This window comes from Amycolatopsis nigrescens CSC17Ta-90, from assembly GCF_000384315.1.
Taxonomy (GTDB): Bacteria; Actinomycetota; Actinomycetes; order Mycobacteriales; family Pseudonocardiaceae; genus Amycolatopsis; species Amycolatopsis nigrescens.
On record NZ_ARVW01000001.1, the window covers coordinates 8,408,787 to 8,433,273 of the forward strand.

Genomic DNA, 24,487 nt, shown 5'->3' on the forward strand with positions numbered 1-24,487 from the left:
GCGGGAACACCTCGACCCTCCGGTCGGTTACACCTGATGCCGGCACGGTGCGTGTCCCCCGGGCCTCACCCCCAGCCGTCACGGAATACCGGTCAGGCCGGAGCCGTGATAGCGCCACTCGCCGAGAGGCGACCCACCGTGCCGGCCCATTACTCCACCCCCGTGGCGCCATTCCCGATCGCGCCCCGGGGGTGGTCCTCGTTCCGGCTCGCTGACCGGATCGGTCCGCATCGAGGCCGGATGATGCCTTACCGCGGCACCAATGCCCGAGCAGACTGACCGGGTGAACAAAGCACTTCTCGTCATCGACGTCCAAGAATCCTTCCGGCAGCGGCCGAGCTGGCAGCTGGTGTCCAACCCCGGGATCGCCGAGCAGGTCGGCAAGCTGGTGACCGCCGCACGAGCGGGCGGCGACCTGGTGATCTGGGTACTGCACACGGTGCCGGGCAGCGGCACCGTGTTCGATCCCGACTCCGGCCACGTCCGGCTGATCGACGGGCTCAGCGCCGCCGATGGCGAGCCGGTACTCAGCAAGACCGCGCACAATGCCTTCACCACAACGAACCTTCAGCAGATCCTGACCAGCCACGGGATCGGCGAGGTAACCATCTGCGGCATCCGCACCGAGCAGTGCTGCGAGACCACCGCCCGGATCGCGTCCGATCTCGGCTACGCGGTCACCTTCGTCACCGACGCGACCGCGACCGAGCCGATCCCGCACCGGGACGCGCCGGAGGACCGGACCCCGGCCGAGGTGCTGGCGGACCCGCGGACGCTCGGCGTGGCGGAGATCATCAGCCGGACCGAGTACGCGCTGGCCGGCCGGTTCGCCACCATCCGCACCGTCGCGGAGCTGACCGGGGCCGCGGCGGTCGCCGGGTAAGCTGACCAGATCGTGAGCCGCATCGTCTTCCTGCTGATCCCGGGGCTGCATCTGCTTGACCTCGCCGGGCCCGCCCAGGTGTTCTCCACCGCCGGGGACCTCGGCTACGGCTACACGCTGACGCATGTCGCGGAACAGGAAGAGGTGCCGACCGCACAGGGGCTCGGGGTCCGCGCGGAGACCGTGTGGCCGGAGCTGGACCCCGCGGACCTGATCGTGGTGCCCGGCTGGCGCGCCCCCGTGCTGGGCGGCACCGGCCCGCTCACCGAGGCCACCGCCGCCCGGCTCCGCGCGCACCACCTGGCCGGCGGCATGGTGGCCAGTGTGTGCGCGGGCGCCGACGCACTGGGCCGGGCCGGACTGCTCGACGGCCGCCGGTGCACCACGCATCACGAGCTCCAGGACGAACTTGCCCACCGCTATCCGAAGGCGACGGTGGTGCGGGACGTGCTGTACGTGGTCGACGACCGGGTGGTGACCTCGGCCGGGATCGCCAGCGGGATCGATCTCGCGCTGCATCTGGTCGCCACCCGGCACGGGCCGGGCATCGCGGCCAGGATCGCCAGGTCGATGGTCGTCTACGCCCGGCGGAACGGGGACGAGCGGCAGTCCAGCGCGATGCTGCGGCACCGCTCGCACCTGTCCGACGCGGTGCACCGGATCCAGGACGTGATCGACGCCCGGTTCGCCGAACGGCTGCCGCTGACCGAGCTGTCCCGCGCCGCGGAGTGCAGCGAACGGACCCTGACCCGGTTGTTCGCCCAGGCCACCGGCCTGACCCCGCTGCGGTACCAGCAGTTGCTCCGGCTGGAACGCGCCGAGCACCTGATCGGCCAGGGCACCGCCGTGGAGACGGCGGCCCGTGCGGTCGGGTTCGAAGACGCCAGGATGCTCCGGCGGCTGCGGGCCCGTCCCGGTGCGGCGGTCGCCTGACCGGTTTCTGACCCTAGGTGACCGTGCTTAACCCGATTGGCCGGTAACGATCAAGCCCGATTCCACGAGTTGTATGCCATAGGACGCATTATCAGCTCGAGGGGCATCCATCGATGATCGACCAGTTTCCGCTGCCGCCCGACTCCGGGGAGCAGGCGCCCCCGCGGAGAACCTGGCCGTGGCCGGTCGGCATCGCCGCCGCGGTGCTGCTCGTGCTCGGGCTGGTGAACGCCGGCGATGACCGCCCGGAGACCGCGTCTCCGGTGTGGCCGACGCTGGCCACCCCGCCAAGGACGATGCTGTCCACTTTGGGCACGTCGGACACTTCGGCGGCGGCCGTCGGGGTGATCACGGCCGCCAGGGTAGCCATGCCGAACGTGCTCGGGATGGACCAGCAGGCCGCAAAGGACGCCTTGCTGGCAGCGGGTTTCCAGTCGCTGCGCACCGAGGACACGACCGGCCGGGAACTCGAGCCACCGGCAGGCTGGGTGGTAGCTTCGCAGTCGGCCGAAGACGGCACCACCGTCGCCGTGGACACCACGGTCACGCTGCGTCTGCGGAAGGCGGGCACATGAGCCCGGCCGTCAGCACGCACACCGGCCTGCTGAACCAACTGCGGGAGCGGCTCGCGGAAACCGGCCTGACCGCGGTACCGGACGACGTGCTGCACCGGCTGGCGCTGCTGGTCGGCGAGGACGAGGTCCGGTTCGTCGACGGCGTCTTCCGCGGCGACGAGGGCGCCGTCCTGCTCGGCCACGCGATGGTGTTCACCAGCACCAGGGCGATCAGGGCGGTCTGGCAGTTCGGCCCGCGCCGCCGGGACAGCTCGTCGGCGGACGCGCAGTGCTGGGGACGGCACACCCTGCGCGAGATCAGGATTCCGCGCGGTTCCTCGGAGAGCGACGGCAACCTGGACCTCGGCTGGTCGGCGGACGACGGCGACGGCTGGCCACCCGACGGCAAGATCCGGCTCACCTACGACAGCAAGACCTTCGTGCTGCCGCTCGGCCCCGATCCCTCCCCCGCGCACGGCCGCCGGTTGCGTGCCTTCCTCAGCGAGCTGCTCGACGACCTCTGAGGCCGAGGGACCCATTGAGGCCCTGGCGGTCGTGAGTGGAAAGCGTTGCCCGAGCAACACTTTCCACTCACGAGGTGTAGCGGCGCAGCAGGCCGTCCACCAGCGCGCTCACCCCGGCGCGGAAGTCGTAGCTCGCGGAGGACTCGGGCCACTGCCCGGACAGCCGCGCCAGGGTGGGGAACCGCTGCCCTGCCTCCCCGGTGAGCCGTTCGGAGAGCACCTCCCGCATCGAGGTGCGCCCGGCCTGCACCGGGTCGTCGGTGGCGCAGGCCAGGTCACCGATGGTGAACCGCCAGATCGAGCGGTACGCCGCGACGGCGTCCACATCGGACATTCCGGCGCTGATCGCGGCGGCCAGTGTCTCGTCGGACATCCACAGCGCGTTCATGCCGAACGCGTCCCCGCGGGTGAGCACGTCGACCACCCAGGGCATGTCGCCAAGCACGCCGCGCAGGATGCAGGCCACCTCGACCAGCCGCGCCGCCGGGTCGGCCGGCAGCTCCGGCCGCCGGAGGCCGGCGGTCTCCTCCTCCAGCACCGCGAACAGCAGCTCGTTCTTGTCGCGGACGTGGTGATAGAGCGCCATCGGGGTGGCGCCGAGGTCCTTGGCCAGCCGGCGCATGGACAGCGCGTGCACGCCCTCTTCCCGCAGGATCCGCCTGGCCAGCGCCACGATCTCGGCGCGGGCGAGCCTGGCGGGGCGCCCGGGTTTCGCGGCGGGACTCGACGGTGCTGGCATCCCCGCATTCTGCCAACCGGGACGGCACTTTCCCCTCCGGCCCGCCCGGTGCTAGGTTTGTATACGCGTATAGAAACTATTCACGGGGGAACATATGTCCCAGCTGAACCGGCCGGCCGCGGTGCTGGCCTGTGTGGTGATCGTGCAGTTCATGGCTTCGTTGGACCTGTCGGTGGTGAACGTCGCGCTACCGGCCATCCAGTCCGATCTCGGCTTCGACCAGACCGCGCTGCAGTGGGTGGTCAACGCCTACGCGCTGGTGTACGGCGGGTTCATGCTGCTCGGCGGCAGGCTCGGTGACGTGCTCGGCAGGCGGCGGGTGCTGTTCGGCGGGCTGGCCGTGTTCGCGCTGGCCAGCCTCCTGGGTGGCTTCGCGACCGCTCCGGGGCAGCTGATCGCGGTGCGGGCCGTGCAGGGCCTCGGCGCCGCGGTGCTCTCACCGGCCGCGCTCGCACTGGTCTCCGTCACCTTCGAAGCGGGCAAGGCACGTTCGCGCGCGCTCGGCCTGTGGGCCATCTCGACCGTCGTCGGCGGCGCGGTCGGGGTACTGGCGGGCGGGGTGCTCACCCAGTCCCTCGACTGGCGTTGGGTGCTGTGGATCAACCTGCCGATCGCCGCACTGGCGCTGGCCGCCGCGGCCACCGGGGTCCGGGAGAGCCGCCCGGAAAGCGCGCCCAAACTCGACTTCCTCGGCGCCGCACTGGTCACCGCCGGAATGGCACTGCTCATCCTGGGCGTCGCCCGCACCGACGAGTACCCGTGGACCTCGCCGATGACCATCGGCACCCTGGCCATCGCCCTGGTGCTGCTGGCCGCTTTCGTCGTGGTGGAACGGAAAATCACCGACCCGCTGCTCGACCTGCGGCTGTTCCGGCATCGCGCGCTGGCCGGGGCGAACCTGTTCGGTTTCCTGATCACCGCGGGCCAGCTGGCCGGGTTCTACTTCGTGTCGCTGCACATGCAGCAGGTCCTGCACTACTCCCCCGCCATGGCGGGCCTGGCGTTCCTGCCGTTCTGCGCGGGCGCGGTCGCCGGTATGCAGCTGGCCACCAGGATGATGCCGTCGCTCGGCGCCCGCGGGACGCTGCTCGCCGGCGGGCTGCTCGGCGGTGCCGGCATCGCCTGGTTCGGCGCGGCCGGGCCCGGTGGCTCCTTCGTGGCCGATCTGCTCGGGCCGTCGCTGGTGGCCAGCGTCGGGATCGGTGCCGGTTTCGTGGCCATGGGCGCGGCGGCCACCGGTGGCGTGCCCGCCGCGGACGCCGGGATGGCGTCCGGGATCATCAACAGCTCCCGGCAGCTTGGCGGATCCATCGGGCTGGCGGCGCTGACCACCATCGCGGCCGGGGTGACCACCCGGTCGTCCGCGACCGCAGACGACGCCCTCAGCGCCGGTTACTCGGTCGCGCTCTACGTCGGCGGCGCGCTGATCGTCGCGGGTGCGCTGGTGGCCTGGGCACTGGTACCGGCGAACGGCCGGCGGGACGGGCGGCAGCGGGCGGCCGTCACGGCGGCCTCCGGCTAAGCGGCCTGCCCGTCCTCCATCGCTTCCCCGCCCGGTAGTCTTCGTTCGGATCAACCGTTCCGGCGCGCGTGGCACGCCCGCCGAACGGCCGCATCAGGCTGGTCCACACGGCCGCATCGGCGCGTGGCGCCCCGGTGCCCGGAAGTCCGTTCGCAGTAACATCCGGACCCGGCGGGACATCGGGGCAGAGACATCCGGGGAAGCACGGCGGGGAGCAGCAGTTGACGGAGGAAAGCCGGTTGGTCGCCGGCCGTTACCGCTTGGTCGAGAAGGTGGGCGGCGGCGCGATGGGCGTGGTCTGGCGCGGCCGGGACGAATCGCTCGACCGCGTGATCGCGGTTAAGGAACTGTTGCTGCACAACGGTTTTGACGAGGTCAAGACGGGCGAGGCGAAGCAGCGGGCGATGCGCGAGGCGCGGATCGCCGCCAGGTTGCAGCATCCGCACGCAATCACCGTGTTCGACGTGGTCGAGGAGTCGGACCGGCCGTGGCTGATCATGGAGTACCTGCCGTCGAAGAGTCTGGCCGAAGTGCTCTACGAAAGCGGTCCACTGCCGGTCGCCGACGTCGTGAAGATCGGCCGTCAGCTCGCCTCCGCGCTGCTCGCCGCGCACCAGGCCGGGATCGTGCACCGGGACGTGAAGCCGGGCAACGTACTGCTCGGCGAGGACGGCACGGTCAAGATCACCGATTTCGGCATCTCCCGCGCCGCCGGCGACGTGACCGTCACCGCCACCGGCGAGGTCGCCGGCACACCGGGCTTCTTCTCGCCCGAGGTGGCCAGGGGCAGTGACGCCAACGCGGCTTCGGACGTGTTCTCCCTCGGCGCGACGCTGTACACCGCGGTCGAGGGCACGCCGCCGTTCGGGCACAGCGAAAACGCGATCGCGCTGCTTTACCGGGTGGCACGCGGAGAGACCGTGCCGCCGCAGCAGGCCGGCGCGCTCACCCCGATCCTGACCCGCTTGCTGGCCAACGACCCCGAAGAACGGCCGACCACCGCCGAAGCCTTCGAGTTGCTGAACGATCCGGCCTTGGAGCGGGGCACCGCCGCCGGTGGCGGTGGCTCCCGGCGGCGGGTGCTGATCGCCGCGCTCGCCGCGGTGGTACTGATCGCCGCCACCGTGCTGACCGTGCTGCTCACCAGGGACGGCGAAAATCCGGGCAACACGGCCGCCCCGCCGACCACCCAGCAGCCGTCCACCTCGCCGCCGAACCCGGCGCCGCCGCCGGCCGAGCAGTCCACGTCGAACACACCGAGCCCGCCGAGCAGCCCGCCGTCGACCAGCCCCGCCGCCGTACCGCTGGAGCAGGCGATCCAGGACTACTACGCGCTCATTCCCGGCAACCTGCAGGCCGGCTACGCCCGGCTGACCGACCGGTTCAAGCAGTCCCGCGCGCAGACCTTCGCAAAGTACGAGGGATTCTGGCGCAGCATGCGGGCCGAGGTCTCAGGAGTCGCGGTCAGCGGTCAGAACACGGTGTCCGCCACCATCACCTTCATCGAAAACGGCCAGACCAAGTCCCGTGAGCACCACGTCTACACCCTGGTCCAGAGCAACGGCCAGTGGATGATCGACAGTCAGAGCAGCTGACCCCGGATTCGCCAGAGCCGTGCCGTATAGGTCGTTATACGCCTAACCGGGCGGCCTGGACGGCTCCTGGACCGGCATGCTCTGGTTCCCGGACGGCACCTCGGGCGCCGGGTTGTCCCGCACCTGCGCCTGCGCGGCCAGCAGTTTCGCGACGGTGGCCGGGTAGCGCAGCCGCTCGTTGCCCGCGGGGAACGGCGCGGGTGGCCGGGTGAAGCGGAAGGCCGAGGTGAGATCGCCGACCGTGCGCCGCCGCCAGTCGCTGAGGTGCGGCTCCCGCACCCCGAACCGCCGCTCCAGGAACCGGACCAGCGAGGAATGGTCGAAGGTCTCCGAGCAGACGTAACCGCCGGCGGTCCACGGCGACACGATCACCGTGGGCACCCGGAAACCCAGCCCGATCGGCTTGCCGTCCACGAACTCGTCCGGGGTGCCCGGCGACGGGGTCGGCGGGAGCACGTGGTCGAAATAGCCGTCGTTCTCGTCGTAGGTGAGGATGAACGCCGTTTTCTTCCACACGTCCGGGTTGGCCGCGATCGCGTCTATTTTGGACGCGATGTACTGGGCGCCGGCGGCGGGCATCCAGAGCGGATGCTCGGTCTGCGCCGAGGGCGCCACCAGCCAGCTCACCGCCGGCAGCCGGTCGTTCTTCGCGTCGTGCTCGAACCAGCCGGCCGACTTCCGCACCATCGCGTTGCGGTACAGGGGCGAACTACGCGGCGCCTCGGCGAACTGGCGGAACCAGGCCAGCGAGTTGTCGTCGTAGTTGTCCTCCTCCTGGTAGATCCGCCAGCTGACGCCGGCCTCGGTCAGCCGCTCCGGGTAGGTCTTCCAGGACAGCACCGGCTTGGCCGAGGACATGTAGTTGTAGTACGCCGGGCCGCCAGCCGTGCCGTGCGGGTCGATCCACCCGCTCCACATGTACAGCCGGTTCGGGTTGGTCGGCCCGATCACCGAGCAGTGGTAGCCGTCGCAGACGGTGAACGCCTCGGCCAGCGCGAAATGGAACGGGATGTCGTCACGGGTGTAGTAACCCATGCTCTTCGCGCCCTTGGCCTTGATCCAGTTGTCCATCGCGCCGGAGTTCCACGCGGAGTGCTGGTCGTCCCAGTCGTGCGGCAGCCCCGGCGTCTCCTGCGCGCTGGTGACCGCGGTGTCGTAGCGGAACGGCAGCACGTAACCGTCCGCGTGCGCGGCGTCCGGCTGGTAGAAGGCGGGCCGTCCGTCCGGCAGCCGCAGCACGTTCGGGTCGGAGAACCCGCGCACCCCGGCCATGGTGCCGAAGTAGTGGTCGAAGCTGCGGTTCTCCTGCATCAGGATCACCACGTGCTCGATGTCCTCCAGCCGGGCCGCCGGCCGCGCCGGGGTCTCGGCCAGCGCCTTGCGCAGGTTCGACGGCAACAGCACCGAACCCAGCGCGGCGGCGCCCGCGGTGCCAAGCACCCGGCGGCGGGTGATCGCGTGCTCGTTCATCGTTTCACTCCGAACTGGACGATCCGGTCGTTTCCGGTGTCCGCGACGAACACCCGGCCCCTGGCGTCCAGCGCGACCCCGATCGGGAACCGCAGCAGTCCCCTGCCCTCGGTACCGAACTCGTTCAGGAACGGGCCGCCGGTGCGGAACTGCGCGACCCAGCCGTAGTCCGGCACCGTGACGTACAACCGCCCGGCCGGGTCCAGTGCGACCTGCGCCGGGTTGGACAGCCCGCCGAACCGGCTGTACTGGCCGTAGCCGACCGTGGTGGTCGGCTCCCCCGCCGGCGAGTAGCGCACGATCCCGTTGCGCCCGCTGTCCCGGATGCCGTTCTGCACCACCCAGACGCCGCCGTCGTCGGCCACCGCGATGCCCTGCGGCCCGCTCATCTTCGCCGTGATCTCGCCAGCCGGCTTGCCGGTGCGCAGGTCGAACCTGAGCACCCGCTCGTGCCCGGTGTCGGTGGCGAGCAGCTGACCGCCGGCCACCGCCACCCCGCGCGGGTTGTCCAGTTCGCCCACCCCGAACTCCCGCAGGAAACCGCCCCACCAGGCAAATTCCACGATCCGGTTGTGCCCGGTGTCCGCGACGAACACGTTGCCCCCGCCGTCCACGGCGACCGCCTGCGGCTCGTTCAGCGACCCGGCGTCGAGCACCCACCGGAGACGGCCGTCCGGGGTGAACTGCTGGACCCGGTTGTTCCCGGAGTCGGCCACCCAGAGCAGGCCACGGCCGTCCACGGCCAGCCCGGCCGGACGATCGAGCCGGCCCGGCGCCCGCCCGGTGCGGCCGAACTCCCCGGCGTACCCGGGCGGCGGCATCGGCGGGACGGCCCGGACGGTGAACCGGACCGGCTCGGCCAGAGACGCGTAGCCGTCGTCGTAGAGGTAGCAGGCCACGTACTCACCGGGCTTGACCTGGCCGGTACCGAAACCGACCTCGCCCGACGCCGCCGGAGCGTACTCCCAGGCGGCGTACTGGCCGACCTTCCGGCCGTCCACCGGCTCCTGCCCGCGCGGGAACAGGCCGATCCAGTTCTTGGCGTTCACCTTCGGCTGCGGCACCGAGTAGCTGAAGGTGATCCGCGCGCCCTGTTCGAGCGAACTCGAGTCGGCGCCGAGCGTGCCGTCTGCACCGTCAGGTCTGCTCACCGCGTGACCCTTTCATGGGAACGGGAACTCCGGGCGAACGCGCGTCTACCACCGGATGTCCGGAGAGTGCTGCACGTAACTGCTCTAGGAAACCGCGTTCCACGCAATATCAAGCATCCGCGGTTCGGCGTCAAGGGGCCGGATGGTGGGCGTTCCTTCACTCGCCCGAGCGGTAGCCAGCACGCCGAACAGCGGGAATGCTGCATCGGTAGCCACAACCGAAAGGAATCCCATGTCCGGAAGCGACGCGGTGACCGATCCCGCGGTACGTGCGCTGATCACCGCACTCAACAACGGCGACCGGGAAGCCTTCTTCGCGGCGCTGACGCCGGAAGCCACGCTGTCCGACGACGGCTCGGACCGCGACCTCGGCCAGTGGGTGGACCGCGAGATCTTCTCCTCGAACGGGCAGCTGGAGGTCGTCTCGGCCACCGACGGCGGCCGGTCGCTGGTCGCCGACTACCGCAACGACACCTGGGGCTCGATGCGCACCGCCTGGCGGTTCGAGGTCACCGGCGGCAAGATCGGCCGGATCGAGACCGGCCAGGCCTGAGCGGCTGGCTCGCCTCGCGACCGCCGGTTGAGCAGCCGCGAGGCGAGTGGCTCTAGCCGCGGTACGCCGCGAAGATCTTGGCGAACTCGTAGGGCTGCTGCGGCACGTTCGTGCACTTGTACAGCGGGCCCTGGCAGGCGTTGCGGTCCCGGGTCATCTCCCAGAACGACAGCATGCCGAGCCGCTGCTGGCCGGCGAAGGCAACTAGCTCCTGCGCATCGGACTGGGTGAAGATCTCGTCGCGCGAGTCGTTCTGGCCGAGCATCGGGGTGACCCCGACCATCCGCCACAGCTCGGCGTCCGCCACGTCCGGATAGACGGTCTTCAGCTGGGCCTGCGTACTGCGGCCGGCCTGGATGGCCTTCGCACCCTGATCCGCGGGTCCCTGGTAGTAGTCCATCGCCATCACGTTGACCTTGTCCAGCACCACCCCGGCGGTCTTGGCCGAGCGCACCACGTTCAGCCCGTCCGCGGTGAGGCCGGTGGGCAGCACCGGCAGCGTGAGCGAGATCTTCAGCCCGGGGTTCGCCTGCTGCAGCTTCGCCAGCGCGGCCGAACGCCGCTGCACCGACGCGGGGTCCGCCACCGCGGCGCCTTCGATGTCGAAGTCGGCGTACTTCAGCTGATACTTCTTCACCACCGCGTCGTACTCGGCGAAGGTGCTGTCCGGGGTCGCGCAGGCTTGGGCGAGCTCCACCCCGGAGGCGCCGCCGAAGGAGATCTTCACGTCCCCGCCCGCCGCGCGGATCTTGCCGATTTCGTCCAGCTGCCAGCCATCCCTAGGGTCGTAGGCGGCGAACCAGCTCGCCCGGCAGCCTGCCGCGATCACGAACCCGAGGGTGTAGCTGGTGATCCCGCTGGCCGCGGACATCTCGGACAGGCTCGGCGTCGGCCAGGAGCCCATATCCACATAGGGCGCCAACGGCAGGTCGGCCACGGCGGCCAGCCCGACCGGCTCTGCCACGGCCGGGGCGGAGGTGCACACGACCAGCGCGGCGACGGCGGCCAGCGCCCGGAACCCGCGTTTCGCAACCGGCATCGCGCGTACCTCCTCGACGGAGTGGTCTAGACCTCTACCGACCATGATGACGCCCGTGCCGCCGCCCGGCTACGAACTAACGTAGGGAGTCCGCGCCGGGGCGCGAATGCCGTTCGCCTTAGGATGGCGCGGCAAGCATGATCACTGAGCTGGGGGCATGCGAGGCTTTCTTGCGCATGCCCCCATCGATCGGGTGCGGGTGTCCCGCATGAGCACTGAGGGGGCGAGGACCGCATCGGCGAGAAACCCGGCGCAGGCGAACCGGCCGGCGCGTCCACGCTGTACCGGGCCCGGCGAGTGCTGGCCATCCGGCCGTTCCGCCGGCTGTTGGTCGTCAACTACCTGTGCAGCACCGCCGACTGGCTTTCGCTGCTCGCGCTGAGCTCCTTCGCCAAGGAGCTCGCCCCGGGGCAACTCGCCTTCACCTTCAGCAGTGTGGTCCTGGTGCAGATGCTGCCCGGTCTGCTGTTCGCGCCGATCGGCGGCCTGCTCGCGGACCGGTTCGACCGGCGCAAGGTGATGGTGGTCTGCGACCTGCTGCGCTTCGGCCTGCTGATCTCCATCGCGCTCGTCGGCGACCCGGTCTGGCTGTACGTGGGCACCTTCCTGGTCGGCTGCTGCTCGATGCTGTGGATCCCGGCCAAGGACGCCGCGGTGCCGAACCTGCTCACCAGGCCGGAGCAGGTGGAGACCGCCGGCCAGCTCGGGCTGGTGATGACCTGGGGCGTCACGGTGATCTCCGGGGCCACCCTGTTCGCCGCGATCACCGGGGTGAACACCTGGCTGCACCTGCCGGCGCAGGAATTCGGCCGGCTCTACCTGCTCCAGGTCGCGCTGGCGATCAACGGGCTGTTCTTCCTCACCAGTGCGGTGCTGGTGGCCACCCGGATCCCCGAGCTGTCCCGCCGGGGCACCGCCACGGGAACCACCGCAACCGAGCCATCGCAAGGAATCCGGGCCATGCTCCGGGACGGCGCCCGGTTCGTGCGCGACACCCCGCTGGTGCGCGGGCTGCTGCTCGGCATGGCCGGCGCCTTCGCCGCCGGCGGTGCGGTGGTGGGTTCCGCGCAGTCCTACGCGCTCAGCCTCGGCGGCGGCGACGCGACCTTCGGCCTGCTGCTGGCCGCGGTGTTCCTCGGTCTCGCGTCCGGCATGGCCGCCGCGCCAAGGCTGGCGCGGCGGCTGGCGCGCGGGCGGCTGTTCGGGGTGGCCATCGTGGCGGCCGGAGTGGCGCTGGTCGTGGTCGCGCTGTCCCCGCACCTGGCGCTTTCCCTCGCCGCGGCGGTGGTCGTCGGCGGCTGCGCCGGTGCCGCGTTCCTGACCGGGATGACGATCATCGGCCTGGAGATCGAAGACGCCATCCGCGGCCGGATCAACGCGCTGTACCAGCTGCTGCTCAAGGTGGTAGTGGCCGGGGCCGCCGCGCTGGCGCCGGTGCTGGTCGCCCTGCTGCAGCCGACCTCGATCAGGAGCTGGGGCGCCGAGCTCACCGTCGACGGCACCCGCCCGGTCCTGCTCGGCGCCGGGCTGCTCGCACTGGCCACCGGCGTCCTCGCCTACCGCAGGCTGAACGACCGGCAGTCGGGGCGGCTGCTGGCCGATCTCCGGTCCGCGCTCGGCCGCGGCCGCCGGATGAAGGGCCTGCTCATCGCCGTCGAAGGCACCACCGCGGCGGACACCGCGCGTCAGGCCGCGCTGCTGGCCGACTGGCTGCGCACCGGGCCGCGCGTCGTGGTGCTGGCCGCCGACCCCGCGCTGGACGACGAGCGAATGTCCGGCCTGCTCGACGCCGCGGCGCTGACCGGCGCCCGGGCACAGGCACTGGCCGCCGCGGCGGTGCGCGCGGACGTGGTGGAGAAGGTCGTGCGGCCGGCGCTGGACGCCGGGGCCGTGGTGGTGATGGAACAGTTCGCCTGCTCGCCGATGACCCGGCTGCCGGCGGTCGCCGAGCTGGACACCGAGGAACTGGACGGCCTCGCCGGCTGGGCGATCGGCACGCTGCGCCCGGACGTGAGCGTCCTGCTCGACGCCGACCCCGGTGACAGCCCGAAGCACGAATGGCGGATCGTCACCCTGCTCGCCGAACTGGCCGGCAGCACACCGGAGCGCTATCTCGTGGTGGACGGGGCCGGCGCGGACGACGAGGTGGCCGAACGCGTGCGTCTCGCGTTGCGCGCACTGCCGGTGGCCAGGGAGCGCGGCCGGAACCAGGTGCTGCCGGGGAAGGCCGCCGAACCTGCCTCCGTGTGAAACCGCGGAAGCGCTAGCATGTGGCGACAATTGCGTCGTCGGGGTGTTGGAGTGAAGCTTATGTCGGAGACCGGTGACCCGTTGTCGGCCGTGGAGAACAGTCTGGACCGGCCGTCCGCGGCCCGCGTCTACGACTACTTCATCGGCGGGACGACCAACTACGCGATCGATCGCGAGTTCGGCGAACAGGTCAAGCAGCTGCTGCCGAAGGTCGACGAGTACGCGGTCACCTGCCGCCAGTTCCTCGGCCGCGCGGTGCGCTACGCCGCCGGCGCCGGCGTGACCCAGTTCGTCGACATCGGCTCCGGGCTGCCGACCGAGGGCAACGTGCACGAGGTCGCCGACGAGGTCCGCCCCGAGTGCGACACCAAGGTGGTCTACATCGACAACGAGCCGATCGCGCTCGCGCACTCGACCCTGCTGCTCGCCGAGACCGCCGACCCGGAGCGGCACCACGCCATCGCGGCCGATCTCCTCGCGCCCGAGGATCTCTGGGAACGCGTGCAGGCCACCGAGCTCATCGACTTCGACCAGCCGGTGGCGCTGGTGATCAACGCGGTGCTGCACTTCGTCAAGGACGAGCAGGACCCGGACGGGGTGCTCGAGTTCTACCGCCGCAAGCTGGCGCCGGGCTCGCTGCTGATGCTGTGCCAGATGACCAACGAGAACCCGGCCAGCGAACAGGAACGCCAGGCGCTGCTCACCCTCGCCGACTACTACGAGCGAACCACCAACCCCGGCCAGCTGCGCACCGCCGCGGAGTTCTCCCGGTTCTTCGGCGACTGGGACATGGTCGAGCCCGGTCTTGTCTACGCGCCGGCCTGGCACCCGGACGGCAACAGCCTGTTCAAGGTCCCCTCCGAGTCGCGCATCCTCGCCGGCGTCGCCCGCAAACCCGCCTGAGGACCCGCTTTCCCCAATCCGTGAAGGGCACCTTGCCTACGTTGAAGGTAGGCAAGGTGCCCTTCACGGACTACTGGGGACCGGTGCCGGTGAAGTGGCGCAGGCGCAGGCTGTTCGAGACGACGAGTACCGAGGACAGCGACATCGCGGCGCCGGCGATCAGCGGGTTCAGCAGGCCGAAGGCTGCCAGCGGGATGGCCGCCAGGTTGTAGCCGAACGCCCAGGCGAGGTTGCCGCGGATGGTGCCGAGGGTGCGGTGGGCCAACCGCAGCGCGTCGGGCACCACCCGCAGGTCGTCGCGCACCAGGATCAGGTCGGCGGAGCGGATCGCGATGTCGGTGCCCCTTGCCATCGCGAGCCCGAGGTCGGCGGTGGCCAGCGCGGGCGCGTCGTTGATCCCGTCGCCCACCATGGCCACCCGCCTGCCCTCCGCCCGCAGCCGCCGCACGGTGTCCGCTTTCTCCACCGGAAGCACCCCGGCCAGCACTTCGGTGATGCCCACCGCCTCGGCCACGGTCCGCGCGGTGCGTTCGTTGTCGCCGGTGAGCAGGGTGGTCCGCATACCGAGGGCGTGCAGGGCGGTGACGGCCGCCTTCGCCGAAGGCTTCACCTCGTCGTGCAGCACCAGCGCGCCGAGCAGCCGCCCGTCCCCGGCCACCAGCACCACGGTTGCACCGAGTTCTTCGTTGTCCCGCACCAAGTTCTCGGTTTCCGGCGGCACGCCGACGCCGTGCTCGTCGAGCAGCCTGCCGCGTCCGAGCAGCACCGCGCACTCCCCCACCTCGGCCCTGGCGCCAAGGCCCGGCAGCGCCTCGAACGCGGTGGCCTCCGGCAGTTCGCCCAGTTCCGCGCGGGCCGCGTTCGCCACCGCGGTCGCGATCGCGTGTTCGGAGGACGCCTCCACCGTGCCAGCCAGCCGGAGCAGCTCGGCGCGCGACACGCCATCCACCGGGTGCACCGCGGTCAGCGTCAACCGGCCGGTGGTGATCGTGCCGGTCTTGTCCAGCACCACGGTGTCGATCCGCCTGCTCGCCTCCAGCGCGTCCGGGCCCTTGATCAGGATACCCAGCTGCGCGCCCCGGCCGACGCCGACCATCAGCGCGGTGGGCGTGGCCAGCCCGAGCGCGCACGGACAGGCGATGATCAGCACGGCCACCGCGGCACCGAACGCAGCCTGCCCCGGCTCGCCCGCGAGCAGCCAGCCGGCCAGGGTGAGTGCGGCCAGCGCCAGCACCACCGGCACGAACACCGCGCAGATCCGGTCCACCAGTTTCTGCACGTTCGCCTTGCGCTGCTGGGCCTGCTCGGCCAGCGAGCTCATCTGGGCCAGCTGCGAGTCGGCGCCGACCTGGGTCGCCAGCACCACCAGCCGCCCGCTGCGGTTCACGCTGCCCCCGATCACCCGGTCGCCGGGGCCGAGCTCCGCCGGCACCGGCTCACCGGTGACCGCGCTGGTGTCCACTGTGGAGTTTCCGCGCCGCACCGTGCCGTCGGCGGCCACCTTGTCCCCCGGCTTGACCACGAACTCGTCCCCGGCCACCAGCGCGCCGACCGGGATCAGCGTCTCCACCCCGTCCCGCAGTACCCGCACCTCCTTGGCGGCCAGCGCGTCCAGCGCACTCAGCAGGTCGGTCGCGCTGCGCCGGGAGCGCGTCTCGAAGTAGCGCCCGGCGAGCAGGAACGTGGTGACCCCGGCCGCGACGTCCAGGTAGACCGCATCCGCACCGGCCGCGGTGGCCCCGAAACCGAGCCAGTAGCCAGGTCCGGACGAGCCGCCGGTGAGCAACGAGAAGGCCGACCAGCCGTAGGAGGCCAGCACACCGAGCGAGACGAGAGTGTCCATACTGGACGATCCGTGCCGCAGGTTGCGCAACGCCGCCCGGTGGAACGGCGCGGCGGACCAGAACACCACCGGGGTTGCCAGCACCAGGCATAGCAGCTCCCAGTAGGCGAACCGCAGCGACGGCACCAGCGCCAGTGTGATGGACAGGTTGCCCAGCGGCACCGCGAGCAGCGCGGCGACGGCCAGCCGTCGGCGCAGGTCGCGCACCCGCACCGACGCGTCGTCCCGCGGTTCCGGTTCCGGACGGTGCACCTCGGCGGTGTAGCCGGCGCGTACCACCGCCTCGGTCAACTCGGCGGGGTCGAGCCCGGCCGGATGCCGCACGGTCGCCCGCTCGGTCGCGTAGTTGACGGTGGCCTGCACGCCGTCCAGCTTGTTCAGCTTGCGTTCCACCCTGGCCGCACAGGCCGCGCAGGTCATGCCGCCGACCGCCAGTTCGATCTGCTCGACAGCGGGTGCCGAGCCGGCCTCCGTGCTGTTCGTGGTCACTCAGTCTCTCCTGTGTGTTTCGAATGGTTCAGTGGCGTGTGCCGGCCAGCTTGGCGAGCATCTCGTTGTACGCGGCCAAATCGCCGTCGCCGTCTTGGTCCGCGTGCCGGTCGGCCCGCGCGGCTTCCCGCTCGTCGTGCCGCGCCCACTGCGCGAGCAGCGCTATCACCACGATGACGAGCGGGATCTCCCCGGTGGCCCATGCGATCCCACCGCCGAGCCGTTGCTCGGCGAGCAGGTCGGGCACCCAGGGCAGGGACAGGTAGCGGTAGAAGGTCTCCGCGATCACGGACTGCTTGTTCATCAGGATGACGCCGAAGAACGCGTGGAACGGCATCACCGCGAACAGCATGCCGAGCCTGGCCAGGTGCGGCAGCGGCCGTGGCGCCCTGTCCACCCCGATCACCAGCCAGTAGAACAGGTAGCCGGAAATCACGAAGTGCACGTTCATCAGCTGGTGCGCCCAGTGGAACGGCATGGCCGCGCCGAACAGGCCGGAGAAGTACAGCAGGTAGAAGGAGCCGACGAACACCACCGACGCCACCAGCGGATGCGCCGCGAACCTGGCGAACCGGGACTGCACCACCGACACCAGCCACTCCCGCGGCCCCGGCGGGTTTCCCTTACCCGCCACCGGCAACGCGCGCAGCGCGAGGGTGATCGGGCCGCCGAGCACGAGCAGCACCGGCGCCAGCATGTTCAGCGTCATATGGGCGATCATGTGCATGCTGAAGGTGCCCGGCGAGTACTTCCCCACCCCGGAGGACGTCGCGATCAGCACCGCCAGCCAGCCGCAGACCCAGGCCACCGTCCGCCCGACCGGCCAGTGGTCGCCCCGCCGCAGCAACCGGCGAAGCCCGACCAAATAGGTCACCGTGGCGAGCACCGCCACGGTGCCGAGCACGAGGTCGAACCGCCAGCCGAGCAGCAACCCGCTTAGCGAAGGCGCTTCGGTGAGCTCGTACCCGATGATGGTGTGCATCACCGACGCCATTTCCGCGTAGTTGGGCGGCGGCAGATGCGTCAGCCCCACCGAGATCGCCATGGTCACGCCCATCGCGCCCAGTTCCAGCAGCCCGAGCCGGAGCAGCGCGCCGCTGCGCAGTGCCCTGGCACGGGCGGACAGGATGAGCGCCCCGAGCGCGCCGAGCAGCAGGACCTTCAGCACCACCAGCAGTCCGTAGCCGCCGCCGGTCCAGCGGGCCTGGTCGACCGCGATCACCCCGTTGACCAACCCGGAGGCGGCGAGCACCAGCCAGCAGCCGGTGGCCAGCCGGTGGTACCTGCGGGCGGCCAGTTCCTGGTGCACACCGTCGCGGCGCAGGTGCGCCAGCAGCGCGACCAGGGTGCCGGTCCAGACCGCCGCGGCCAGCACGTGCCAGACGATGCTGTTGGTGGCGAGGTCGTGCCGGTTGCCGACGGACACGTGCCCGGTGATCACCGGCGGCAGCAGGGCGAACCCGGCGAACCCCAGCAGCAGCAAGGCGGAGCGCCAGCTCAGCACGATACGGGCGGCCACCGCCGCTACCGCGGTCACGGCCAGGGTGATCAGCCACGCCTTGGGTTCCTCCAGTGCGTCCACCAGCACGATCAACCTGTTCAGCCGCAGGGTCACCGGCTGCCCGGAGCCGTCCGCGCCGCTGAACGGGACCAGCGCCGCGGCGCCCACCGCCCAGCAGGCCGCCGCCATCCCGGCCATCCGGAGCGCGGCGTAACCGTCCGCGGCCAGCCTGCCGTCCGGGCCCGGTGGCGTGAGGAAGACGGCGAACACCAGCGAACCGACGCAGACCGCGCTGGCCGCCGTCACCAGCAGGCGCAGCCCGGCGGTGCCGAACGAGGTCAGCGGGCCGGGGTCGGTGTCACCGACCGGCGCGTACACGTTGCCCGAGAGCAGCACCACCGCGAACACCGTGGCCAGTGCGAGCAGCACGGTGATGACCGCGGCACGGCCGATACGCCTGCCGGTCGCCGCGTCGGGGGACCTTCCTACTGTCACCCCCTATCCGTCGTGAATTCACCCCGGCTAGTTCCAGCCCGTAGGCAAATAACCTTCGACGGTCAGTTCCGGGCCGAGCTGGAGGCGCGCACCACCAGCTCCGGCTGGAACACCACGGCCCGGTGCTCGTGCGCCGGCCGCTCCGTGTCGTCCTCGATCTCCTCGACCAGCAGTTCCGCCGCGGTCCGGCCCAGCTCCGCGGCGGGCTGGCGGACCGAGGTCAGCGGCACCGCCGCCGCGGCCGCGAACTCGATGTCGTCGTAGCCGACGATGGCCATCTCCGCCGGTACCCGCACCCCGGCCGCGACCATCGACTGCAGCACGCCGAGTGCGAGCAGGTCGTTGGCGCAGAACACCGCGGTCGGCCGCGGCCGGAGCCCCAGCAGCCGGGCCCCGGCGTCCCGCCCGGAAGCCACGTCCAGCGCCTCGGTGTCCACAACGGACAGTCGACGGGCCGGTGCCGGCGCCTTGTGCAGCGCGGCGCGCACGCCCGCTTCGCGGTCCCGGCACTGGGTGAGCACCGAAGGCCCGTTGACCATGGCCAGCCTGGTGTGCCCCGCCTCGATCAGGTGGCCGGCGGCGAGTGCGCCGCCGGCCACGTCGTCCACCGAGACCGAGCACGCCTCGGCGCTGGGTACCTGGCGGTCGACGAACACGAACGGGATGCCGCTGCGGCGGAAGGTCCGCACGCTGTCGCCGGCGGTGTGCACCGGGCTGAGCAGCACCCCGCGCACCCGCTGCTCGGCCAGCATCCCCAGGTAGGAGGCCTCGCGGTCGGAACGCTGGTCGCTGTTGCAGGTGATCACGTTGAGGCCCTTTTCGTGCGCCGTGTGCTCGGCGCCCTTGGCCAGGTCCACGAAGAACGGGTTGCCGAGGTCCAGCACCAGCAGCGCCATGATCCGGCTGTGCCCGGCACGCAGCTGCCTCGCGGACTCGTCCCGGACGTAACCGAGCTCCTCGATCACCGACTGCACCCGCGACCTGGTTGCCGGGGCCACCACCTGGGGCCGGTTCACCACGTTGGACACGGTGCCGATGGATACCCCGGCCGCCCTCGCCACGTCCTTGATTCCGACCATGTCACTCCCTGATCGCGGACGCCTCACCCCGGGCGAGCCTAGCGCGTCCACCGACGGCGGCCGCCGGTAGCAACGCGAACGCATGATCGACTCGTTGCGGTGCCTAGCATTGCGGCAACCTCAGAGAAAGGGAGGGCGGCCGTGAGCGGACCCCTGACCGGCCTTCGCGTGGTCGAACTGGCCGGGATCGGACCCGGCCCGCACGCCGCGATGGTGCTCGCCGACCTCGGCGCCGACGTGGTCCGGGTGGAACGGCCGTCCGGCGGGCTGAACCTGACCGGCGGCAAGGCCGACCACCTGCTGCGCGGGCGCCGTTCGGTGGCCGCGGACCTCAAATCCGCCGAAGGTCGCGAACTCGTGCTCAAGCTGGCCGCCAAGGCCGACGTGCTGCTCGAGGGCCTGCGCCCGGGGGTCGCCGAACGGCTCGGCGTCGGGCCGGAGGACTGCCAGGCCCGCAACCCCGCGCTCGTCTACGGGCGGATGACCGGCTGGGGCCAGGACGGTCCCTTCGCGCAGCGGGCCGGGCACGACATCAACTACCTGTCGCTGACCGGCACCCTGCACGCGATCGGCAGGGCGGGCGAACCGCCGGTGCCGCCGCTGAACCTGGTCGGCGACTTCGGTGGCGGCTCGATGTTCCTGGTCGCCGGGGTGCTCGCGGCGCTGTGGGAACGGCAGCGCTCCGGCGAGGGCCAGGTGGTGGACGCGGCGATGGTGGACGGCGCGAGCGTGCTCAGCCAGATGATCTGGGCCTTCCGCGGGGCCGGCGCGTGGACCGGCCAACGCGCGGACAACCTGCTCGACGGCGCGGCTCCGTTCTACGACACCTACACCTGCGCGGACGGCCGCTGGGTCGCGGTGGGCGCGCTCGAACCGCAGTTCTACGCCGCACTGCTGGACGGCCTCGGCCTGACCGGGGAAGACCTGCCCGCGCAGGGCGACCGGGACGGCTGGCCCCGGCTGCGGGCCAGGTTCACCGCGGTCTTCGTCTCCAGGACCAGGGACGAGTGGGCGGAGATCTTCGCCGGCACCGACGCCTGCGTGACCCCGGTGCTCTCCTTCGACGAAGCCGGCGCGCATCCGCATCTCGCCGCGCGGGACACCCTGATCACCATCGACGGCGTACAGCAGGCAGCACCCGCGCCGAGGTTCTCCCGCACCCCGCCGTCCATCCCTGTCGCACCACCGACCCCTGGCGCCCACACCGACTCCGTCCTCGCCGACTGGCACATCGGCGAATAGCCGGCTTCTCGCCCTTCGCCCCAGGGGCAAAAAGCCGGCTATTTGCCCCTGGGTCAGTAGGCGAGGGGGCAGCGGCGGAAGGTGGCGGGGCCGTCGGTGCCGGTGAGGAACAGGCCGCCCGCAGCGACGTTCGTCGAGGCGAACAGCGCGGTGCAGACCAGCTGGTCCGCGCCGCGCGGGTCGAGCGCGCGCACCGGCAGTGGCACGATGACGCTGAGCTGGCCCTGCTGCGAGACCTCGACCGGTGCGTACACCTGAGGAAGATAGGTGACGAGCCCGCGCAGCTTCTCGTCCGCGTTCAGCCCCGCCAGCAACTCCTGGACGGCGGTCGCCGGGTCCGCGGTACCCACAGTGCCACCGGGGCCACCGGGGCCGCTGTTCTCCCTGGTCACCGGCCGCAGCGCCCCGTCGGCCACGAAGTACAGGGTCAGACCGCCCTGCGAGGAGATCGACGGGGCCGGGCCGACCCGCACCACCGGGGTCGGCTGCACCCCGCAGCCCGCCAGCACGAACAGCAACAGCGCCACCAACCACCTGGTCATGACACCTCCCGCAGCGGAACCTGCAAGGTGAACCGCGCCCCGCCGTCCGGCCGGTTGGCCGCCTCCAGCGTGCCGCCGTGCAGCCGCGCGTTCTCCCAGGCGATGGCCAGGCCGAGCCCGCTGCCCTCCGATCGCGCCCTGGCCGTGTCGGCCTTGTAGAACCGGTCGAACACGCGCGGCAGCGACGCCGGGTCCAGGCCGGGCCCGTGGTCGTCGACCTCCAGCACGATCCGCTCCCCGGCCACCCGCAGCCGCACCAGCACCGGCGGGCTGCCGTGCCGCAACGCGTTGCCGACCAGGTTCGCGATCACCACGTCCAGCCGCCGCCGGTCCACCAGCGCGCTCACCCCGGCCGGCAGCTCGGTGCTCACCTCGTCCTGCCAGCCGCGCGCGGCGACGCTGTCGGTGACCACCGTGGCCAGGTCCCACTCCTCCAGCACCAGCTCGGGCCGCGCCGAGTCGAACCGGGACAGCTCGATCAGGTCCTGCACCAGCAGCGCGAGCTTTCGGGTCTCCTCGGAGACCAGCCGCGCGGCCATCGCGGTGTCCGCCGGCAGCTGGTCGGCGTCCTCGTCGAGCACCTCGGTGACCGCGGCCATCGCGGCCAGCGGGGTGCGCAGCTCGTGCGAGACGTCGGCGACGAACCGGCGGGCGTCCGCCTCCAGGCCGCGCAGCTCGCCGACCGTGCGTTCCAGCGCGGCCGCGGTCTCGTTGAACGCGCTCACCAGCCCGGCCAGCTCGTCCGAGCCGCGCACCCGCAGCCGGGTGTCCAGCCGCCCGCTGGCCAGGTCGCGCGCGACCGTGTGCAGCTGCCGCACCGGTCTCAGCACCTGACGGGCCGCCAGCAGCGCCAGCGCCACCGCGAACGGCAGCGCCAGCCCGCCGGTGAGCCAGGCCGAACGGGCCAGATCGGCGATCGCCCTGTCCTGGTCCAGCAGCGACGTGACCGAGTAGACCTCCACCCCGGAGGGCTCCAGTACGCCGTTCTGCCCGGTTGTCATGACCGGCGTGCCGACCACGAACCGCGGGCCGTCTGCCGTGCTGACCCGCTGGAAGACCATCCGGTCGGACGAACCGACCTGCTGCCGCATCTCCTGGGAGACCTCGCTCAGGTCCGGCCCGATCACCGAGCGCTGGTTCTGGTACCGCACCACCGACTCCCGCAGCGAGCCGGCGAAATTGTCCAGGTCGCGCTGGCTGGGCGGCAGGTTCAGCCGCGGGACGAACGCGTTGATGCGCTCCTTCAGCGAGTTCATCGTCTGGTCCTGCACCCCGGTCAGGATCGTGGTCCTGGCCGAGACGTAGCTGGCGCCCGCCGCGGCCACCACCCCGGCCAGCGCGACCACCGCGAACGCGATCACCAGCCGCGGCCGCAGCCCGGACAGCCGTCGCTTGGTCGCGGCGCTCGTCCCGGTGCCCGGCTCAGGCACTGCCGAACCGATAGCCGAATCCCCGCACGGTCTGCACATGCACCGGTTTCGCCGGCACGTCCTCGATCTTCGAGCGGAGCCGCTGCACGCAGGCGTCCACCAGCCGCGAGTCGCCGAGGTAGTCGTGCTCCCACACCGAGCGCAGGATCTGCTGGCGGCTGAGCACCTGGCCGGGCGTGCGGGACAACGCCAGCAGCAGCTTCAGCTCGGTCGGGGTCAGCGGCACCTGCTCGCCGCGCCTGCGCACCACCAGCCCGGTGCGGTCGATCGCCAGGTCACCGTGTGTTTCCTCGCCGTCCCGCTGCTCCACCGCGGCCCGCCGCAGCACCGCCCTGATCCGGGCGTCCAGCACCCTGGGCTGGGCCGGCTTGACCACGTAGTCGTCCGCTCCCGCCTCGAGCCCGGCCACCACGTCGAAGTCGTCACCGCGGGCGGTCAGCATGATGATCGGCACCGGGCCCGCCGCCCTGATCCGGCGGCAGGTCTCGAACCCGTCGATGCCGGGCAGCATGAGGTCGAGCACCACGATCTCGGGCTCCTCCTCGCGCAGCATCGCCAGCCCTTGCTCACCGGACCCGGCCGTGCTCACCTGGTGGCCCTGCCTGCGCAAGGCGAGCTCGAAGGCCTCGCGCACCGCCCTGTCGTCCTCCACCAGCAACACCACCGCCACGAAGGTCATTATTCGCCGCGCTCGCCCATCCGGCGATCCCAGCCTGCTTTGTTGCAAGACCATGACATCGCGCGGACCGGATCGCTAAACCGCGGCGGCAGGCTGGTGAGCATGACGGCCAACCTCTCCGAACGGGCAACCGTGCCACTGCGCACCGCGAGCCGTCCCGGATCGCGGTCCTCCCGATCGGCCGCCTCGCTGCTGGCCGCGGCCGCCGGGTACGCCGCCGCTTTCGCGCTCGCCTACCTCCTCTTCGTGCTCACCGCCCGTGGGCAGCGGCTGGAGAACGAGGTGGTGGACCGCGCACTCCGCGACGGACTGTCCACCATGGACTGGGCGCGCGACCTGCTGGCCGCGGTGGACGCGCCGACCCTGGTCTGGGGCTCGATCCTGGCGGTACTGCTGATCACGGTGGCCTGCCGCCGCCCGGCAGCCGGGGTCACCGCGCTGCTCGCCTTGGGTGGGGCACTCGCCGCCGCATACCTGTGCAAGGACCTGCTCGCCCGGCCGGACCTGGACGCCGAGAGCTCGGCACCGGGGCACAACAGCTTTCCGAGCGGGCACGTCAGCGCCGCGATGGCCGGGCTGCTGGCCATCGCGCTGGTGCTGCCCCGCCGCGTGCGGCCGTATCTGATCGTGCCCGGCGCGCTCGGCGTGGCGGCGGTGGCCTCGGCGACCGTCGCGCTCGGCTGGCACCGGCCGAGCGACGCACTCGGCGGCGCGATGATGGTGGCCGCCGTGTGCTGCCTGGCGGCCGCGGTACTGGCCGGCTACCAGGGCCGGGTCCCGGCCGGGCGCGCCTTGACCGCGGTCGCACTCGGTCTGGCCGGGCCGGCCGCGATCACCGTCGCCGGCTACCTCGCCCTCGAGGCCGTCGCCCCCGCCACCGCGGTGCCGCTGGCCGGCGCCGCCACCATGGCGGTCGCCCTGCTCACCCTCTGGCAGCTGGACCGCGTGGACCAGCACCCCGAACAAGGAGAGCCGAGATGAAACCCTGGAGATTCGGTGGGCTGGTGCTCGCCGCGGTCCTGCTCGGCGTGCTGCTCGGCGCGCTCGGCGGCGGCATGCTGATCAGCGGCT

General features: G+C 71.6%; 21 protein-coding genes. 11 read left to right on the plus strand and 10 right to left on the minus strand.

All coding sequences use genetic code 11. The features are described from left to right. The first annotated feature begins 283 nt into the window (after window positions 1–283). From AMYNI_RS0139800 to AMYNI_RS0139815, 4 genes are all read left to right on the plus strand, one after another. Window positions 284–883 (plus strand): cysteine hydrolase family protein, encoded by a 600-nt coding sequence (locus tag AMYNI_RS0139800; protein ID WP_026361518.1) that lies wholly within the window; start codon window positions 284–286, stop codon window positions 881–883. Window positions 884–895: 12 nt separating this feature from the next. After that, window positions 896–1,816, plus strand: a complete 921-nt coding sequence (locus AMYNI_RS0139805; protein ID WP_020673718.1) for a GlxA family transcriptional regulator — start codon at window positions 896–898, stop codon at window positions 1,814–1,816. A gap of 113 nt (window positions 1,817–1,929) precedes the next feature. Further along, entirely contained in the window at window positions 1,930–2,391 is a 462-nt protein-coding gene (locus AMYNI_RS47630) for a PASTA domain-containing protein (protein ID WP_020673719.1), read from the plus strand. Beyond that, the gene (locus tag AMYNI_RS0139815; RefSeq protein WP_020673720.1) at window positions 2,388–2,894 is read left to right on the plus strand and encodes a hypothetical protein; all 507 of its coding nucleotides are present in this window, start codon (window positions 2,388–2,390) and stop codon (window positions 2,892–2,894) included. The genes AMYNI_RS47630 and AMYNI_RS0139815 overlap by 4 nt, the downstream gene beginning before the upstream one ends. Before the next feature lie 67 nt (window positions 2,895–2,961). On the opposite strand, the gene AMYNI_RS0139820 is transcribed toward AMYNI_RS0139815, so the two are convergent. Beyond that, entirely contained in the window at window positions 2,962–3,633 is a 672-nt protein-coding gene (locus AMYNI_RS0139820) for a TetR/AcrR family transcriptional regulator (protein ID WP_026361519.1), read from the minus strand. A 94-nt stretch (window positions 3,634–3,727) separates the two neighbouring features. On the opposite strand from AMYNI_RS0139820, the gene AMYNI_RS0139825 reads away from it, so the two are divergent. Together AMYNI_RS0139825 and AMYNI_RS0139830 are read left to right on the plus strand one after the other, a co-directional pair. Then, a complete protein-coding gene (locus AMYNI_RS0139825) occupies window positions 3,728–5,155 on the plus strand; it encodes an MFS transporter (protein WP_020673722.1) in 1,428 nt (475 codons plus the stop codon). A gap of 221 nt (window positions 5,156–5,376) precedes the next feature. Further along, window positions 5,377–6,750: a serine/threonine-protein kinase gene (locus AMYNI_RS0139830; RefSeq protein WP_026361520.1), complete on the plus strand. Its 1,374-nt coding sequence runs from the start codon at window positions 5,377–5,379 to the stop codon at window positions 6,748–6,750. A gap of 42 nt (window positions 6,751–6,792) precedes the next feature. Here the strand turns inward: AMYNI_RS0139830 and AMYNI_RS0139835 are convergent, their stop codons facing one another. After that, window positions 6,793–8,220: an alkaline phosphatase family protein gene (locus AMYNI_RS0139835; protein WP_020673724.1), complete on the minus strand. Its 1,428-nt coding sequence runs from the start codon at window positions 8,218–8,220 to the stop codon at window positions 6,793–6,795. After that, window positions 8,217–9,371 (minus strand): NHL repeat-containing protein, encoded by a 1,155-nt coding sequence (locus AMYNI_RS47850; protein WP_020673725.1) that lies wholly within the window; start codon window positions 9,369–9,371, stop codon window positions 8,217–8,219. The genes AMYNI_RS0139835 and AMYNI_RS47850 overlap by 4 nt, the downstream gene beginning before the upstream one ends. A 232-nt stretch (window positions 9,372–9,603) precedes the next feature. On the opposite strand from AMYNI_RS47850, the gene AMYNI_RS0139845 reads away from it, so the two are divergent. After that, window positions 9,604–9,924, plus strand: coding sequence for a hypothetical protein (locus AMYNI_RS0139845; protein WP_020673726.1), 321 nt, complete (start codon window positions 9,604–9,606; stop codon window positions 9,922–9,924). Window positions 9,925–9,976: 52 nt separating this feature from the next. Here the strand turns inward: AMYNI_RS0139845 and AMYNI_RS0139850 are convergent, their stop codons facing one another. Further along, entirely contained in the window at window positions 9,977–10,963 is a 987-nt protein-coding gene (locus tag AMYNI_RS0139850) for a chitinase (protein ID WP_020673727.1), read from the minus strand. 297 nt (window positions 10,964–11,260) lie between these two features. Between AMYNI_RS0139850 and AMYNI_RS0139855 the strand changes: the two genes are divergently transcribed. Together AMYNI_RS0139855 and AMYNI_RS0139860 are read left to right on the plus strand one after the other, a co-directional pair. Continuing rightward, window positions 11,261–13,213 carry a bifunctional MFS transporter/dTMP kinase gene (locus AMYNI_RS0139855; protein ID WP_020673728.1) on the plus strand — a complete coding sequence of 651 codons (1,953 nt, stop codon included), beginning with the start codon at window positions 11,261–11,263 and terminating at the stop codon, window positions 13,211–13,213. 60 nt (window positions 13,214–13,273) lie between these two features. Beyond that, window positions 13,274–14,116 carry an SAM-dependent methyltransferase gene (locus tag AMYNI_RS0139860; protein WP_020673729.1) on the plus strand — a complete coding sequence of 281 codons (843 nt, stop codon included), beginning with the start codon at window positions 13,274–13,276 and terminating at the stop codon, window positions 14,114–14,116. Between the two features lie 70 nt (window positions 14,117–14,186). Here AMYNI_RS0139860 and AMYNI_RS0139865 read toward each other — a convergent pair whose 3' ends face one another. From AMYNI_RS0139865 to AMYNI_RS0139875, 3 genes are all read right to left on the minus strand, one after another. Continuing rightward, entirely contained in the window at window positions 14,187–16,448 is a 2,262-nt protein-coding gene (locus tag AMYNI_RS0139865; RefSeq protein ID WP_020673730.1) for a heavy metal translocating P-type ATPase, read from the minus strand. A gap of 28 nt (window positions 16,449–16,476) precedes the next feature. Continuing rightward, a complete protein-coding gene (locus AMYNI_RS0139870; protein ID WP_020673731.1) occupies window positions 16,477–18,444 on the minus strand; it encodes a bifunctional copper resistance protein CopD/cytochrome c oxidase assembly protein in 1,968 nt (655 codons plus the stop codon). Between the two features lie 62 nt (window positions 18,445–18,506). Continuing rightward, window positions 18,507–19,523, minus strand: coding sequence for a LacI family DNA-binding transcriptional regulator (locus AMYNI_RS0139875; protein ID WP_020673732.1), 1,017 nt, complete (start codon window positions 19,521–19,523; stop codon window positions 18,507–18,509). 141 nt (window positions 19,524–19,664) lie between these two features. Between AMYNI_RS0139875 and AMYNI_RS0139880 the strand changes: the two genes are divergently transcribed. Continuing rightward, window positions 19,665–20,765 carry a CaiB/BaiF CoA transferase family protein gene (locus AMYNI_RS0139880; RefSeq protein WP_020673733.1) on the plus strand — a complete coding sequence of 367 codons (1,101 nt, stop codon included), beginning with the start codon at window positions 19,665–19,667 and terminating at the stop codon, window positions 20,763–20,765. A 53-nt stretch (window positions 20,766–20,818) separates the two neighbouring features. On the opposite strand, the gene AMYNI_RS46550 is transcribed toward AMYNI_RS0139880, so the two are convergent. From AMYNI_RS46550 to AMYNI_RS0139895, 3 genes are read right to left on the minus strand one after another with little or no spacing between them, the layout of a single operon-like run. Further along, entirely contained in the window at window positions 20,819–21,307 is a 489-nt protein-coding gene (locus AMYNI_RS46550; RefSeq protein ID WP_020673734.1) for a hypothetical protein, read from the minus strand. Further along, entirely contained in the window at window positions 21,304–22,737 is a 1,434-nt protein-coding gene (locus tag AMYNI_RS0139890) for a sensor histidine kinase (RefSeq protein WP_020673735.1), read from the minus strand. The genes AMYNI_RS46550 and AMYNI_RS0139890 overlap by 4 nt, the downstream gene beginning before the upstream one ends. Continuing rightward, complete coding sequence (locus tag AMYNI_RS0139895; protein WP_026361524.1) at window positions 22,730–23,407, minus strand: response regulator transcription factor; 678 nt, start codon at window positions 23,405–23,407, stop codon at window positions 22,730–22,732. Before AMYNI_RS0139895 ends, AMYNI_RS0139890 begins: the two co-directional genes overlap by 8 nt. A gap of 111 nt (window positions 23,408–23,518) precedes the next feature. On the opposite strand from AMYNI_RS0139895, the gene AMYNI_RS46555 reads away from it, so the two are divergent. Continuing rightward, window positions 23,519–24,397, plus strand: coding sequence for a phosphatase PAP2 family protein (locus AMYNI_RS46555; protein WP_020673737.1), 879 nt, complete (start codon window positions 23,519–23,521; stop codon window positions 24,395–24,397). Window positions 24,398–24,487 lie beyond the last annotated feature (90 nt).

Excerpts from the sequence above, each read along its gene's own strand:
- AMYNI_RS47630 (WP_020673719.1), top strand. The coding sequence starts at position 1,930 with ATGATCGACCAGTTTCCGCTGCCGCCCGACTCCGGGGAGCAGGCGCCC.
- AMYNI_RS0139815 (WP_020673720.1), top strand. The coding sequence starts at position 2,388 with ATGAGCCCGGCCGTCAGCACGCACACCGGCCTGCTGAACCAACTGCGG.
- AMYNI_RS0139820 (WP_026361519.1), bottom strand. The coding sequence starts at position 3,633 with ATGCCAGCACCGTCGAGTCCCGCCGCGAAACCCGGGCGCCCCGCCAGG.
- AMYNI_RS0139825 (WP_020673722.1), top strand. The coding sequence starts at position 3,728 with ATGTCCCAGCTGAACCGGCCGGCCGCGGTGCTGGCCTGTGTGGTGATC.
- AMYNI_RS0139835 (WP_020673724.1), bottom strand. The coding sequence starts at position 8,220 with ATGAACGAGCACGCGATCACCCGCCGCCGGGTGCTTGGCACCGCGGGC.
- AMYNI_RS0139845 (WP_020673726.1), top strand. The coding sequence starts at position 9,604 with ATGTCCGGAAGCGACGCGGTGACCGATCCCGCGGTACGTGCGCTGATC.
- AMYNI_RS0139850 (WP_020673727.1), bottom strand. The coding sequence starts at position 10,963 with ATGCCGGTTGCGAAACGCGGGTTCCGGGCGCTGGCCGCCGTCGCCGCG.
- AMYNI_RS0139860 (WP_020673729.1), top strand. The coding sequence starts at position 13,274 with ATGTCGGAGACCGGTGACCCGTTGTCGGCCGTGGAGAACAGTCTGGAC.
- AMYNI_RS0139875 (WP_020673732.1), bottom strand. The coding sequence starts at position 19,523 with ATGGTCGGAATCAAGGACGTGGCGAGGGCGGCCGGGGTATCCATCGGC.
- AMYNI_RS46550 (WP_020673734.1), bottom strand. The coding sequence starts at position 21,307 with ATGACCAGGTGGTTGGTGGCGCTGTTGCTGTTCGTGCTGGCGGGCTGC.
- AMYNI_RS46555 (WP_020673737.1), top strand. The coding sequence starts at position 23,519 with ATGACGGCCAACCTCTCCGAACGGGCAACCGTGCCACTGCGCACCGCG.